Here is a 14,648-nt window from a genome sequence, read left to right on the forward strand (position 1 = left end):
GATCGACCTGCGCGACCTCAGCGTGCAGCGGCCGGTGTTCGAGACGATCGCCGATGCGCACGACGGCAAGCTGGACCTGCATGGCATGGTGCCGCCGCTGCTGGTGATCCATGGCGGCGCCGGAGTGGAGCGTGCGCAGATGACGCCGCAGATCGAGGCGCAGGCGCGCGCCGCGCTGGAACTGGCGCTGCGCAACGGCCATGCGCGGTTGAAGGCGGGCAAGCCGGCGCTGGATGCGGTGACCGCCGCGATCGCCGTGCTGGAAGACGACCCGCTGTTCAACGCCGGTCGCGGCGCGGTGTTCACGCATGACGGCAGGAACGAACTGGACGCATCGATCATGGACGGCGCGACGCTGGCCGCCGGCGCCGTGGCGGGCGTGCACCGGGTGCGCCATCCGGTGCTGCTGGCGCGCGCCGTGATGGAGCATTCGCCGCACGTGATGATGGTCGGCACCGGCGCGGAGCAGTTCGCCGTCGAACAGGGCTTCAAGCTGGTCGACCCCGCCTATTTCCGCACCGAGAAGCGTTGGCAGGATCTGCAGAAGGCACTGCAGGAAGACGCCGCGGGCGAGAAGCTCGGCGCGCGGCTGGCGGCGTTGAAGCACTTCGGTACGGTCGGTGCGGTGGCGCGCGACAGTGAGGGCCGCCTTGCCGCGGGCACCTCGACCGGTGGCATGACCGACAAGCGTTACGGCCGCGTGGGCGATTCGCCGATCGTCGGCGCCGGCACCTATGCGAACGCCGCTTGCGCAGTGTCGGGCACGGGCTGGGGCGAGTTCTACATCCGCGTTTCCGCCGCGCGCGAGATCTGCCTGCGCATGGCGATGCTGGACGAATCCGCGCAGCAGGCCGGGCAGGCGGTGATCAACGACGAGATCCCGCAGATGGGCGGCGACGGTGGCGCGATCATCCTGGGCGCCGACGGCAGCATGGCGCTGCCGTTCAATACCGAGGGCATGTACCGCGGCTGGATCGGCGCGGACGGCGTGCCGCACGTGGCGATCTACAGCGGCGACCCGCTGGCGCTGCCCGAACCGGCGCGCTGACGCCGTACCGCTCGTTCAGGCGTCGTCGTCGCCTTCGATGACCTGCCGCTGCATGCGGTCCAGATAGGCATCGAGTTCCTGTGCGCTGGTGAAGACCTCGTTCACCGGCACGGCCTTGACGATGTCGAACACCTTGCGCACCTGCGGCTGCGGGTTCAGCAGCAGGGTATGGCCGTTGCGGATGCGCATGCTCTTGCGAATCCTGGCGAAGCTGCGCAGCCCGGCACTGCTGACGTATTCCAGCCCGGCCAGATCGACCACCACGGTGCCGCTGTCGCCGAGTCGTGGCAGCAGGGCCAGCATGGCCTGGTCGAATTCGCCGAAGGTCATCGCGTCGAGGCGGCCGCCGACGTGCACGACGATGCGGTCGGGCGCGGAGAACTCATGGTGCAGACTGAGCGTCATGGCGAAGATCCATCCAGGTTCGGGTAGGTGAAGCGAAGCAGCAGGTGGTTGCCGTCGGCATCCCGTGTATAGCGCATTTCGCTGGCCATGGTGCGGGCGAGGTGGATGCCGAGGCCGCCGACTTCTTCGCGGTCGGCGAGATCGCCGGTGAGGTCCGGGGTGGCCGACTGCAGCGGGTCGAAGGCGATGCCGTCGTCGACCAATTCGACCACGACGGCATCCGGCTGGGGCTGCAGCAGGATGCGGATCTGGCCCGGGCGCCCGTCGGGATAGCCGTATTCGACGGTGTTGACCATCAGTTCCTCCAGCACCAGGCGCATGTCGCTGCGCAAGGTGGCCGGCACTTCGGCTTCCTCCAGCAGGTTTTCGCAGCGGTCGAGCACGCCGAACACCTCCGCCAGCTGGTTGCCGATGCGCATCTCGGTACCCGGCGTGGCGGCGCCGTGCCAGGTCAGCGCCAGCACGGTGATGTCGTCGGCCTGCGCGGCGTCCGCCACGAAATGGTCCACGTCCTCCAGCAGCCGCTCGATATAGTCGGCGGTGGGAGCCGTCGACGGTACCTGGGCGAGGCTTTGCAAGGTGCGTTCGATGCCGTACATCTGTTGCTGGCGGTTGCCGGCCTCGGTGATGCCGTCGGTGTACATCAGCAGGGTCTCGCCCTGGTGCAGGCGCAGACGGTGTTCCGGGTAGTCGGAGTCTTCGTACAAGCCGAGCACCGCACCGGTGGGGAAGTCCAGCAGTTGCGGCGCGCCACGGCCGCACAGGACCGGCGGCTCGTGGCCGGCGCTGGCAAGCGCGAGACTGCCGCTGCCGGTGTCGAGCAGGCCGCACAGCAGGGTGACGAACATGCAGCTGTCGTTGCCGCGGCACAGCTCCAGGTTGAGCAGTTGCAGCAGGTTCCGCGGCGTTTGCGCGCGTGGCGCCAGCGCCTTGGCCAGGGTGATCGTCTGCGCCATGAACAGGGCGGCCGGGATGCCCTTGTCGGAGACGTCGCCGACCATCACGAAGAAGCGCTGCGGGTCGAGCATGAAGTAACTGTAGAGGTCGCCGCCCACGGCGCGGGCCGGGCGCAGCGCCGCGTGCAGCTCGAAGCTGGAGCACACGGCATCGAGGTAGTGCTCGCTCGGCAACAGGCCGATCTGGATCTGGTGGGCGATTTCCAGTTCGCTGGCCAGCCGCTGCTTCTCCCGTGCCACCCGCGCGAGGTCTTCCAGGTGCAGAGCCAGTTCGCGCCGCATCTGGTCGAACGACTGGGTGAGGCGGCCGACCTCGTCGGGGCGCCGGGCCGGCGGCAGCCCGAAATCCAGTTCGCCGCGTGCGACGCGCTCGGCGCGGTCGGCCAGGATCCTGAGCGGCGCCATCGTGCGGCGGATGGTCAGCAGCGTGATCAGGGCGACGCCCAGCAGGGCCAGCAGGGCCAGGGCTAGGCTCAGCAGGAAGATGTGCCTTACTCCGGCATAGATCCGGTATTCCGGCACCACCAGGCCGAATCGCCAGCGGGTACCTTCAATCGGGGCGGAATAGACCCAGACCGGTCCGTTCACGCGCGGGTTCTGTGCCTTCGGCAGGCGCGTCGACTCGGCCCGGTCGCTGGCCAGTACCTTGAGCAGGTCCGCCATGCCGCGCTTGCCGACCAGGTCGGGGTTGTCGTGCGCCAGATAGTCGCCGTCGCTGTCCAGCACGAAGGCATAGGCGCCCTCGGGCTTGGCCAGGCTGCCGAGTATCCGGTGCAACCAGTCGAGCGTGACGTCGGCGTTGATGATGCCGACCGGGTGCCCGCCGCGGCTGATCGCCACGGAGTAGTTGATCAGTTGGCGGTGCCGGGATTGCGAGAAGAACGGTCGCTGCCAGCAACCACTGCTGCAGCCCAGTCCGCCGAGGAACCAGTTGCTGTTCCAGTAGGGGCTGGCGTCGCGCGCGAGGTCGCGGCTGCTCAGGGTGCCGTTGTCCAGCCGGTTCACGAAGGGTGAACGCGGCAGGGCGTCGACCGGGTTCGGCGATGGCCTGAATACCGCGGCCAGGCCGTCCATGTCCGGGTCGGCGGCCAGGGTGTCGCGCAGCAGCGGTTCGGCATCGTCCTGGCGAGTGTCGATGATCGCCGCAAGCATGCGCGCCGAAACCGCGATGCGGTCGATCCGGGCCTGGATCTGGCTGCCGGCGTTGGCTGCCAGGGAAGCGGCTTCACGATGGGTGTGTTCGAGGATCTGCGTACGGGTCAGGGCGAGCAACAAGGCTCCGGTGGCCGCCAGCACCAGCGTGGAGCCGAGCAGAACCCACAGCGCCATCCGTGATGCAATGCTGCGCAAGGCCAACGGTGGATCTCCCTGTTTCCCTTGCGGCATCTAGCCACGAAGCCAAGGCGGGCCGCAAGTCGACGAGTGGCGTGAAGGTGCGGGGAGATGCGCACGTTCGGGCATAATCCTGGCCCCGGATGTCGTCCGCGAGGTGCCAGCCCATGCCCGGAAAACAGCGCGAAGTGACCTTCCGCTTCCTCGCCCAGCCCACCGATGTCAATTTCGGCGGCAAGGTGCACGGCGGCATGGCGATGAAGTGGATCGACCAGGCGGGTTATGCCTGTGCGGTGGGCTGGAGCGGGGCGTACTGCGTCACCGCTTCGGTCAGCGGTATCCAGTTCGTGGCGCCGATCCTGATCGGCGACCTGGTGACGGTGCGGGCGCGCCTGATCCATACCGGCACCAGCAGCATGCACCTGGCGGTCGACGTGCTGGCGCAGGACCTGCGCAAGGACGAGCGACGCCTGGCGACCAGCTGCGTGATGGTGTTCGTGGCGCTGGACAGCCCGGACGGCAAGCCTGCCCCGGTGCCGCACTGGGAGCCGCGTGACGATGCCGAGCGGCGGCTGCAGGCGCAGGCAAGACAGCTGCTGGAACTGTCCAAGGGCATGGAGCAACTGGTCGATCTGCGCGCGGCCTCACCGGACTGACGACGCCCGCGGAACGTCGCCGGCTGGCGCGGAATGACCGTCGCGAGGTGTTGACAGTCAGGGGTCCGATCCACACAATACGCGTTCTTTGTTGGAGGGATACCCAAGCGGCCAACGGGGGCAGACTGTAAATCTGCTGGCTTACGCCTTCGGTGGTTCGAATCCACCTCCCTCCACCACGACGAGCTCCGCGCAGGGCGGGAGTAGTTCAATGGTAGAACCTCAGCCTTCCAAGCTGATGGTGCGGGTTCGATTCCCGTCTCCCGCTCCATTGATCTCGTCAGGAAATTTTTTTCAAGAGTCCGGCAGGACGCCGGCCTGATCTTTGCCGTCAGGGAAGATTGCAGAAATACACGCTCATGTAGCTCAGTCGGTAGAGCACTTCCTTGGTAAGGAAGAGGTCACAGGTTCGATTCCTGTCATGAGCACCATCGTTCGGCCGTCACGGCCGGCCCTGAAACGGGCGGTTTTTTCCATTCATTGACTCCATCGGGGTTTAGCGCTCATGGCAAAGGGTAAATTCGAACGCACCAAGCCGCACGTCAACGTCGGCACGATTGGTCACGTGGATCACGGCAAGACGACGCTGACGGCGGCGCTGACGAAGGTCGGGGCGGAGCGTTTTGGTGGCGAGTTCAAGGCCTACGACGCGATCGACATGGCGCCGGAAGAGAAGGCGCGTGGCATCACGATCTCGACGTCGCACGTGGAGTACGAGTCGCCGAAGCGCCACTACGCGCACGTGGACTGCCCGGGTCACGCCGACTACGTGAAGAACATGATCACGGGTGCGGCCCAGATGGACGGTGCGATCCTGGTGTGCTCGGCGGCGGACGGCCCGATGCCGCAGACGCGCGAGCACATCCTGCTGTCGCGCCAGGTGGGCGTGCCGTACATCGTGGTGTTCCTGAACAAGGCGGACATGGTGGACGACGCCGAGCTGCTGGAGCTGGTCGAGATGGAGGTGCGCGAACTGCTCTCCAAGTACGACTTCCCGGGCGACGACACGCCGATCATCAAGGGTTCGGCGCTGAAGGCGCTGGAAGGCGACCAGAGCGAGATCGGCGTGCCGTCGATCATCCAGCTGGTGGACGCGCTGGACAGCTACATTCCGGAGCCGGTGCGCACGATCGACAAGCCGTTTCTGATGCCGGTGGAAGACGTGTTCTCGATCTCGGGTCGCGGCACGGTGGTGACCGGCCGTATCGAGCGCGGCGTGATCAAGGTGGGCGACGAAATCGAGGTGGTGGGCATCCGCGACACGCAGAAGACCACGGTGACGGGCGTGGAGATGTTCCGCAAGCTGCTGGACCAGGGTCAGGCGGGCGACAACGCCGGTCTGCTGCTGCGCGGTCTGAAGCGTGACGACGTGGAGCGCGGCCAGGTGCTGGCCAAGCCGGGCACGATCACGCCGCACACGAACTTCGAGGCCGAGGTGTACGTGCTGTCGAAGGACGAAGGTGGCCGTCACACGCCGTTCTTCAAGGGCTACCGTCCGCAGTTCTACTTCCGCACCACCGACGTGACCGGTGCGGTGACGCTGCCGGAAGGCGTGGAGATGGTGATGCCGGGCGACAACGTGAAGATGACGGTGGAGCTGATCCACCCGATCGCGATGGACGAAGGCCTGCGCTTCGCGATCCGCGAGGGCGGCCGCACCGTCGGCGCCGGCGTGGTGGCCAAGGTCATCAAGTAATACGCTTTTGTGAGAAGTCCGGCAGGATGCCGGTCTGATCTTTGCCATCAAGGAGGATGGCTTAAACAAATGTGAGAAGTCCGGCAGGATGCCGGTCTGATCTTTGCCATCAAGGAGGATGGCTGAAATAATCTTCACGAGGCGAGCGGATTCAGGCCGCTCGCCGTCGTGTTTGAAGTTCAAGCCATGTACGCCAGTAGCTCAATTGGCAGAGCAGCGGTCTCCAAAACCGCAGGTTGGGGGTTCGAGTCCCTCCTGGCGTGCCACTTCCCCGAGGATCGAGACGGGTAGCGATGGCAGGGTCGGCCGCAAGGCGCGACATGCTGCCGACACCTGGTCACTAGTGCATGAATACCAAGGCAGAACAGCCCAAGGGCACGAACGCCGCCGACATCGGCAAGCTGGTACTGGCGGGGCTGGTGCTGGCTGCCGGCATTTTCGCCTACTCCTGGTTCGGCCGGGACGGCAGCATTTCATCGTCGATACGCCTGTTGGGCGTGGCGGCCGCATTCGTGGCGGCGGCGGCGATTGCCGCGTTCACCGCGCTGGGCCGGCGGGTACGCAACTTCATCGCCGAGTCGCAGTTCGAGATGCGCAAGGTGGTGTGGCCGACCCGCGACGAAACGATCAAGACGACCGGCATCATCATCCTGGTGGTGATCGTGCTGTCGCTGCTGCTGGGTCTTATCGACCTGATCCTGAAGTCGGTCATTCTCGACTGGCTGCTGAAGCTGGGTAGTTGAGGTGAGCATGAGCAAGCGCTGGTACGTGGTGCACGCCTATTCGGGTTTCGAGAACCAGGTGAAACGCTCCCTCGAGGAGCGCATCAGGCGCGCCGCGATGGAGGAGAAGTTCGGCGAAGTGCTGGTGCCGACCGAGGAAGTGATCGAGATGCGCGGCGGGCAGAAGCGGCGCAGCGACCGCAAGTTCTTCCCGGGCTACGTGCTGGTGCAGATCGAGACGAACACCGAGGGCAAGTCGCCCCGGATCGACGACGAGTGCTGGCACCTGATCAAGGAAACCCCGAAGGTCATGGGGTTCATCGGCGGTACTGCCGACCGCCCGCTGCCGATCAAGGACAGCGAAGCCGATGCTATCCTCAGCCGCGTGCGCGAGGGCGTCGAGAAGCCCAGGCCCAAGGTGCTGTTCGAGCCGGGCGAGATGGTGCGCGTCACCGAGGGTCCGTTCAACGATTTCAACGGCGTGGTCGAGGAAGTCAATTACGAGAAGAGCCGCTTGCGCGTGGCGGTGCTGATCTTCGGCCGCTCGACCCCCGTGGAGCTGGAATTCGGCCAGGTCGAAAAGGCCTGAGTCCGGCAAGAGGGGCGTCGGGGCGGGTTCGCCCGGCGCCTTCGTCCTTTTCCCGCCGTGAAGCGGGGCGGTCGACCGGATCCGTCCGTCCTTGCTACCTGCTTTGCTGCCCGTGCTGGCACAGGGCTTGCTGATAGCCCGTTAAATCTCTATACTGTGCGGTTCGCGCGGGGTCTTTTTGGCCCTGCGTGCCCGTGTTTCGGATCTGCACGAGGCAGATCTTCCCTCCATCCACGGAACGGTGAACAGCGAGGAGCCGCAAGGCGTTCGGACTCGCGAGGAAAATCCCATGGCAAAGAAAGTCGTCGGTTACATCAAGCTGCAGGTCAAGGCCGGCCAGGCCAACCCGTCGCCGCCGGTGGGCCCCGCCCTCGGCCAGCGCGGCCTGAACATCATGGAGTTCTGCAAGGCGTTCAATGCCGCCACGCAGAAGCTGGAGCCGGGTCTGCCGATCCCGACCATCATCACGGCGTACTCCGACCGCAGCTTCACCTTCATCACCAAGACCCCACCCGCCACCATCCTGCTGCAGAAGGCCACCGGTGTCGCCAAGGGTTCGTCCAAGCCCAATACCGACAAGGTCGGCAAGGTCACCCGCAAGCAGCTGGAAGACATTGCGAAGCAGAAGGAGCCGGATCTCACGGCTGCCGACCTTGACGCCGCGGTGCGCACCATTGCCGGTAGCGCCCGCAGCATGGGCCTGACGGTGGAGGGTTAAGACATGGCGAAGATCACGAAGCGCATGAAGGCAGCGCAGGCCGCGGTGCATCCGGGCAAATTCTATGCCCTGGAAGAGGCCCTGAAGATCGTCAAGGACAACGCCAAGGCGAAGTTCGCCGAATCGGTGGACGTGGCCGTGCGTCTGGGCATCGACGCGAAGAAGTCGGACCAGGGCGTGCGTGGCTCCTCGTTGCTGCCGCACGGCACCGGCAAGACCGTCAAGGTGGCCGTGTTCTGCCCGCCGGGCGAGAAAGCCGAGGCCGCGAAGGCCGCCGGCGCCGACGCCGTCGGCATGGACGACCTGGCCGAGCGCATGCAGGGCGGTGAGCTCGACTTCGGTCGCGTGATCGCCACGCCGGACGCAATGCGCGTCGTCGGCAAGCTGGGCCAGCTGCTCGGTCCGCGCGGCCTGATGCCGAACCCCAAGGACGGCTCGGTCACGGCCGACGTCGCCACTGCAGTGAAGAACGCCAAGGCCGGCCAGGTGAAGTTCCGCAACGACAAGGCGGGCATCATCCACGCCACCATCGGCAAGGCCAGCTTCGAAGCCAGCCAGCTCGCGGACAACCTGAACGCGTTGATCGCCGACCTGCTGAAGGCCAAGCCGGCCACGGCGAAGGGCCAGTTCCTGCAGAAAGTGGCGTTGTCCAGCACGATGGGCGTCGGCGTCGCCGTCGATACCTCCTCGCTGGCCATCTCCGCCAAGTAAGACTCAAGCCCCGTACCGGCCTCTCGCCGATGCGGGCAGTTTTTGAGGGCAGTCCCGGTTCCTCGTTCGAGGGCCGGGGCCGCTGTCAAAGACCGCAGGCGCGTTCGACTCGCGACGACGACGGGCAGGGAGCTCGCTCAAAGGCAGGGAATCGCCGTCGCCGCCAGCCTCGAACGCTTAATCGGGTTTCTCGCAAATCCGGCCTGCGCAGATGGTGCTGCCCCTTCTGGAAGGGTTTCGATTTTCTGGAAAGGCCAACACCCGGGACCGAAGTGTCCCCGGCGTCATGGATGGCGCCGCCCCAGGACCGCCGGCGGCAGGAGCCGCGGGCGGAGTTCATTTGGAGGAGTGCTAATGGCTCTCAATCTGTCTCAGAAGCAAGAAGTAGTCGCCGAGTTGGCAGAAGTTGCCGCGAAGGCCCACTCCCTGGTCGCTGCCGAGTATGCGGGCACCACGGTCGCCCAGATGACCGCGATGCGCAAGAAGGCCCGCGAATCCGGCGTGTATCTGCGAGTGGTCAAGAACACGCTGGCGTCGCGCGCCGTGGCCGGTACCGAGTTCGAGGTCGTCAAGGGCGCCCTGGTCGGTCCGCTGCTGTACGCATTCTCGACCGAGGAACCCGGCGCCGCCGGGCGTCTGATCAAGGAATTCGCCAAGGACAACGACAAGCTGAAGGCGAAGCTCGTTTCGGTGGAAGGCAAGCTGCTGCCGGCCTCCCACGTCGACGTGCTGGCCTCGCTGCCGACCCGCGAACAGGCGCTGGCCATGCTGGCCCGCGTGCTGGCCGAGCCGGCCACGATGTTCGCCCGCGTGGTCAAGGCCGTGGCCGACAAGCAGGGTGGCGGCGAAACCGTCGCCGAGGCCCCGGCCGAAGCCGAGCCCGCCTGAGTCCTTTCGTCTACTTATCAAATCGAATCCACCCCAGAGGTAAAACAAATGTCCCTGACCAACGAACAGATCGTTGAAGCCGTCGCCGCCAAGTCGCTGATGGAAGTGATGGACCTGGTGAAGGCCATCGAAGAGAAGTTCGGCGTGACCGCCGCCGCTCCGGTGATGGTTGCCGCCGGCCCGGCCGCTGCCGGCCCGGCTGCCGAGGCGCAGACCGAGTTCGACGTCATCCTGAAGAACGCCGGCGCCAAGAAGGTCGACGTGATCAAGGCCGTCCGCGCGATCACCGGCCTGGGCCTGAAGGAAGCCAAGGACCTCACCGAGGCGGGCGGCGTCCTGAAGGAAGCCGTGTCGAAGGAAGATGCCGAGAAGTTCAAGAAGGACCTCGAAGCTGCCGGCGCCACGGTCGAACTGAAGTAATCGGCGCCCTTGCGCGCCATCAGTTTGATCTAGCGTCAAGCAAGCCTGGGGGCGCGAGCCCCCGGGCTTTGCCTGCTTAGGCGCGAAAGAGTCGGGCGAGGAGGGGAATGGAGAATAGGGATTCGCCGGTCGATTCCCCATTCTCGATTCCCGAATCCGCGGATTTGTCGAACATCTGATTTTTCATTCAGCCGGTGTGTGCACCACCGGCGCCACTGCGAACCGAGGCGCTACCGATCATGGCCTACTCGTTTACCGAGAAGAAACGCATCCGCAAGGATTTTGGCAAGCGTCCGCCCGTACTGGGCGTGCCGAACCTGCTGACCATCCAGACCGATTCCTACCGGGAGTTCCTGCAGGAGCATGTCGCGCCGAAACAGCGCGGCGACAAGGGTCTGCATGCCGCGTTGAAGTCAGTGTTCCCGATCACCAGCTATTCGGGCAACGCCGCGCTCGAGTACGTCGACTACCGCCTCGGCGAGCCGGCCTTCGACGAGCGCGAGTGCCGCAACCGCGGCATGACCTTCGGCGCGCCGCTGCGTACCACCGTGCGCCTGGTCATCTACGACAAGGACAGCCCGGCCTCGAAGAAGGTGGTCAAGTACATCAAGGAGCAGGAGGTCTACATGGGCGAGATCCCGCTCATGACCGACACCGGCACCTTCATCATCAACGGTACCGAGCGCGTGATCGTCTCGCAGCTGCATCGTTCGCCTGGCGTGTTCTTCGACCACGACCGCGGCAAGACGCACAGCTCGGGCAAGCTGCTGTTCTCCGCCCGCGTGATCCCCTACCGCGGCTCCTGGCTGGACTTCGAGTTCGACCCGAAGGACGCGCTGTTCACCCGCATCGACCGCCGCCGCAAGCTGCCGGTAACGGTGCTGCTGCGCGCGCTGGGCTACAGCAACGAGGAGATGCTGGGCATCTTCTTCGAGCACAACGTGTTCCACCTGGGCAAGAAGGGCGGCACCACGTTGGAGCTGGTCGCCGAGCGTCTGCGCGGCGAGACGCTCTCCTTCGACCTGGCGATTGGCGGCAAGGTGCTGGTGGAAGCCGGCAAGCGCATCACTGCGCGCCACGTGCGCCAGCTGGCGGCCGAGAACATCACCGCGCTGGAAGTGCCGGACGACTACCCGGTCGGCCGCATCGTGGCGAAGGACATCGTCGACGCCAAGACCGGCGAGCTGCTGGCTTCGGCCAATGACGAGATCACCGCCGAGCAGTTGGAGGCCTTCCGCAAGGCCGGCATCGAGGTCGTGCCGACGCTGTACGTCAACGATCTCGACCGTGGCGCCTACATCTCGCACACCCTGCGCATCGACAACACCAAGACGCCGCTGGAGGCGCTGGTGGAGATCTACCGCATGATGCGTCCGGGCGAGCCGCCGACCAAGGACGCCGCGCAGAACCTGTTCTTCAATCTGTTCTTCACCTTCGACCGCTACGACCTGTCGAGCGTCGGCCGGATGAAGTTCAACCGTCGCGTGGGCCGCAAGGACATCCTCGGCCCGGGCGTGCTGTACGACTACAAGTACTTCAGCGAGCGCAAGGAGGACGAGGCGCAGCGGCTGGTCAAGGAGCAGGGCGAGTCGTCCGACATCCTCGACGTGCTGAAGGTGCTGATCGACATCAAGAACGGCCACGGTACCGTCGACGACATCGACCACCTGGGCAACCGCCGCGTGCGTTCGGTCGGCGAGATGGCGGAAAACACCTTCCGCATCGGCCTGGTGCGCGTGGAGCGTGCGGTGCGCGAGCGCCTCAGCCTGGCCGAGGCCGATGGCCTGACCCCGCAGGACCTGATCAACGCCAAGCCGGTCGCGGCGGCGGTGAAGGAGTTCTTCGGTTCCTCGCAGCTGTCCCAGTTCATGGACCAGAACAATCCGCTGTCGGAAGTGACACACAAGCGCCGCGTCTCCGCGCTCGGGCCGGGCGGCCTGACCCGCGAACGCGCCGGCTTCGAGGTGCGCGACGTCCACCCGACCCACTATGGCCGCGTGTGCACCATCGAGACGCCGGAAGGGCCGAACATCGGCCTGATCAACTCGCTGGCCGTGTACGCCCGCACCAATGCCTACGGCTTCCTCGAGACGCCGTACCGCAAAGTGGCCAACGGCAAGGTCACCGACAAGGTCGACTACCTGTCGGCGATCGAGGAAGGCGACCACGTGATCGCCCAGGCGAACTCGCCGCTGGACAAGCATGGCGCGTTCCTGGAGGACTTCGTGTCCTGCCGTTTCCGCGGTGAATCCGAGCTGCGTCCGGCCTCCGAGGTCGACTACATGGACGTCTCGCCGATGCAGACCGTGTCGGTCGCCGCGGCACTGGTGCCGTTCCTGGAGCATGACGACGCGAACCGCGCGCTGATGGGCGCGAACATGCAGCGCCAGGCCGTGCCCACGCTGCGTTCGCAGACTCCGCTGGTCGGTACCGGCATCGAGCGCGCGGTGGCGCGCGATTCGGGCGTCATCGTCTCCGCCAGGCGCGGCGGCGTGATCGACCAGGTCGACGCGGCGCGCATCGTGGTGCGCGTGAACGAGGAGGAAGTCGGCGACAACGACGCCGGCGTCGACATCTACACGCTGACCAAGTACACCCGCTCCAACCAGAACACCAACCTCAACCAGCGTCCGCTGGTGAACGTCGGCGACGTGGTGGCGAAGGGCGACACGCTGGCCGACGGTTCGTCGACCGACCTGGGCGAGCTGGCGCTCGGCCAGAACATGCTGATCGCGTTCATGCCGTGGAACGGCTACAACTTCGAGGACTCGATCCTGCTCTCCGAGCGCGTCGTGCAGGAAGACCGCTACACCTCGATCCACATCGAGGAGCTGTCGTGCATCGCGCGCGACACCAAGCTGGGCGCCGAGGAAATCACCGCCGACATCCCGAACGTGGGCGAGCAGGCGCTGGCGCGCCTGGACGAGTCCGGCATCGTCTACATCGGCGCCGAGGTGAGGGCCGGCGACATCATGGTCGGCAAGGTCACGCCGAAGGGTGAGAGCCAGCTGACGCCGGAAGAGAAGCTGCTGCGCGCGATCTTCGGCGAGAAGGCGTCCGACGTGAAAGACAGCTCGCTGCGCGTGCCGCCGGGCATGGACGGCACCGTCATCGACGTGCAGGTGTTCACCCGCGACGGCATCGAGAAGGACAAGCGCGCCAAGCAGATCGAGGAAACCGAGATCAAGCGGATCCGCAAGGACCTGGACGACCAGTTCCGCATCCTCGAAGGCGCGATCTACAGCCGCATGCGCACCCAGCTGGTCGGCAAGTCCGCGATGAGCGGCCCGGGCGGCCTGAAGCGTGGCGCCGAGATCACCGATGCCTACCTCGACGGCCTGAAGAAGGACGATTGGTTCAAGATCAACGTGAAGGACGAGGACGTCACCGAGTTCCTCGAGCGCGCCGCCGACCAGATCAAGCGCCACAAGGAAGAATTCGACAAGCGCTTCAAGGAGAAGCAGGGCAAGATCACCCAGGGCGACGACCTCGCGCCGGGCGTGCTGAAGATGGTCAAGGTGTTCCTGGCCGTGAAGCGCCGCATCCAGCCGGGCGACAAGATGGCCGGCCGCCACGGCAACAAGGGCGTGGTGTCCAACGTGGTGCCGGTGGAGGACATGCCGTATTCCGCTGACGGCGTGCCGGTGGACATCGTGCTGAACCCGCTGGGCGTGCCGTCGCGCATGAACATCGGGCAGATCCTGGAAGTGCACCTGGGCTGGGCCGCCAAGGGCCTGGGCAAGAAGATCCAGAAGATGCTCGAGGCACAGGAGAAGGTGGCCGAGATCCGCAAGTTCCTCGACCAGATCTACAACACCCACGTTGCCGGCGCCGTGCAGCATGTCGACCTGAAGTCGCTCACCGATGCCGAGATCCTGGCGTTGGCGACCAACCTGCAGGAAGGCGTGCCGATGGCCACGCCGGTGTTCGACGGCGCCGAGGAGACCGAGATCAAGGCGATGCTGAGGCTGGCGGGCCTGCCCGAATCGGGCCAGACCACGCTGTACGACGGCCGTACCGGCGAGGCGTTCGACCGCCCGGTCACCGTGGGCTACATGCACTACCTGAAGCTCAATCACCTGGTCGACGACAAGATGCACGCGCGTTCCACCGGCCCGTACTCGCTGGTCACCCAGCAGCCGTTGGGCGGCAAGGCCCAGTTCGGCGGCCAGCGCTTCGGCGAGATGGAAGTGTGGGCGCTGGAAGCCTATGGCGCGGCCTACACCCTGCAGGAGATGCTGACGGTGAAGTCCGACGACGTGCAGGGCCGCAACCAGATGTACAAGAACATCGTCGACGGCAACCACGAGATGTCAGCAGGCATGCCGGAGTCCTTCAACGTGCTGGTGAAGGAAATCCGCTCGCTCGCCATCGACATCGATCTGGAAGAGGTCAAGTGAGGCGCGGGGTTCGGAATCCCGGGTCGAGGACTGGCCGAAGGCGCCGTCCGGAAAACCCGGGTTCCGAGTCCCCGGCCCAGCCCGTTTGACCCCTGGCCCGCCCAAGA

General features: G+C 65.7%; 12 protein-coding genes and 4 tRNA genes. 14 read left to right on the plus strand and 2 right to left on the minus strand.

Annotation, left to right across the window (positions count from 1 at the left end):
- Window positions 1-85: 85 nt before the first annotated feature.
- Window positions 86-1,048, plus strand: a complete 963-nt coding sequence (locus R5H19_RS03795) for an isoaspartyl peptidase/L-asparaginase (protein WP_318158149.1) — start codon at window positions 86-88, stop codon at window positions 1,046-1,048.
- Between the two features lie 15 nt (window positions 1,049-1,063).
- Here R5H19_RS03795 and R5H19_RS03800 read toward each other — a convergent pair whose 3' ends face one another.
- Both R5H19_RS03800 and R5H19_RS03805 read right to left on the minus strand, forming a co-directional pair.
- Window positions 1,064-1,453 (minus strand): STAS domain-containing protein, encoded by a 390-nt coding sequence (locus R5H19_RS03800; protein WP_318157642.1) that lies wholly within the window; start codon window positions 1,451-1,453, stop codon window positions 1,064-1,066.
- Window positions 1,450-3,738: a SpoIIE family protein phosphatase gene (locus tag R5H19_RS03805; protein WP_318157643.1), complete on the minus strand. Its 2,289-nt coding sequence runs from the start codon at window positions 3,736-3,738 to the stop codon at window positions 1,450-1,452. The genes R5H19_RS03800 and R5H19_RS03805 overlap by 4 nt, the downstream gene beginning before the upstream one ends.
- A gap of 170 nt (window positions 3,739-3,908) precedes the next feature.
- Here R5H19_RS03805 and R5H19_RS03810 point away from each other — a divergent pair, with 170 nt between their 5' ends.
- From R5H19_RS03810 to rpoB, 13 genes are all read left to right on the plus strand, one after another.
- Window positions 3,909-4,397, plus strand: coding sequence for an acyl-CoA thioesterase (locus tag R5H19_RS03810; RefSeq protein WP_318157644.1), 489 nt, complete (start codon window positions 3,909-3,911; stop codon window positions 4,395-4,397).
- Window positions 4,398-4,490: 93 nt separating this feature from the next.
- Window positions 4,491-4,576: transfer RNA gene (locus R5H19_RS03815), tRNA-Tyr, on the plus strand.
- 18 nt (window positions 4,577-4,594) lie between these two features.
- Window positions 4,595-4,668 (plus strand) — tRNA-Gly (locus R5H19_RS03820).
- An 84-nt stretch (window positions 4,669-4,752) separates the two neighbouring features.
- A tRNA-Thr gene (locus tag R5H19_RS03825) sits at window positions 4,753-4,828 on the plus strand.
- Between the two features lie 74 nt (window positions 4,829-4,902).
- Window positions 4,903-6,093, plus strand: a complete 1,191-nt coding sequence (tuf, locus tag R5H19_RS03830) for an elongation factor Tu (RefSeq protein ID WP_318157645.1) — start codon at window positions 4,903-4,905, stop codon at window positions 6,091-6,093.
- A gap of 190 nt (window positions 6,094-6,283) precedes the next feature.
- A tRNA-Trp gene (locus tag R5H19_RS03835) sits at window positions 6,284-6,359 on the plus strand.
- 81 nt (window positions 6,360-6,440) lie between these two features.
- Window positions 6,441-6,836, plus strand: coding sequence for a preprotein translocase subunit SecE (gene secE, locus R5H19_RS03840; RefSeq protein ID WP_318157646.1), 396 nt, complete (start codon window positions 6,441-6,443; stop codon window positions 6,834-6,836).
- A gap of 7 nt (window positions 6,837-6,843) precedes the next feature.
- Window positions 6,844-7,404 (plus strand): transcription termination/antitermination protein NusG, encoded by a 561-nt coding sequence (nusG, locus tag R5H19_RS03845; protein ID WP_318157647.1) that lies wholly within the window; start codon window positions 6,844-6,846, stop codon window positions 7,402-7,404.
- Between the two features lie 289 nt (window positions 7,405-7,693).
- Window positions 7,694-8,122: a 50S ribosomal protein L11 gene (gene rplK, locus R5H19_RS03850; protein ID WP_318157648.1), complete on the plus strand. Its 429-nt coding sequence runs from the start codon at window positions 7,694-7,696 to the stop codon at window positions 8,120-8,122.
- A 3-nt stretch (window positions 8,123-8,125) separates the two neighbouring features.
- Window positions 8,126-8,833 carry a 50S ribosomal protein L1 gene (rplA, locus tag R5H19_RS03855; RefSeq protein ID WP_318157649.1) on the plus strand — a complete coding sequence of 236 codons (708 nt, stop codon included), beginning with the start codon at window positions 8,126-8,128 and terminating at the stop codon, window positions 8,831-8,833.
- A gap of 354 nt (window positions 8,834-9,187) precedes the next feature.
- The gene (gene rplJ, locus R5H19_RS03860; protein ID WP_318157650.1) at window positions 9,188-9,721 is read left to right on the plus strand and encodes a 50S ribosomal protein L10; all 534 of its coding nucleotides are present in this window, start codon (window positions 9,188-9,190) and stop codon (window positions 9,719-9,721) included.
- Window positions 9,722-9,769: 48 nt separating this feature from the next.
- A complete protein-coding gene (rplL, locus tag R5H19_RS03865) occupies window positions 9,770-10,141 on the plus strand; it encodes a 50S ribosomal protein L7/L12 (RefSeq protein WP_318157651.1) in 372 nt (123 codons plus the stop codon).
- Window positions 10,142-10,377: 236 nt separating this feature from the next.
- Window positions 10,378-14,541 carry a DNA-directed RNA polymerase subunit beta gene (gene rpoB, locus R5H19_RS03870; protein WP_318158150.1) on the plus strand — a complete coding sequence of 1,388 codons (4,164 nt, stop codon included), beginning with the start codon at window positions 10,378-10,380 and terminating at the stop codon, window positions 14,539-14,541.
- The last annotated feature ends 107 nt before the right edge of the window (window positions 14,542-14,648 follow it).

Source organism: Rhodanobacter sp. KK11, assembly GCF_033345435.1.
GTDB lineage: Bacteria > Pseudomonadota > Gammaproteobacteria > Xanthomonadales > Rhodanobacteraceae > Rhodanobacter.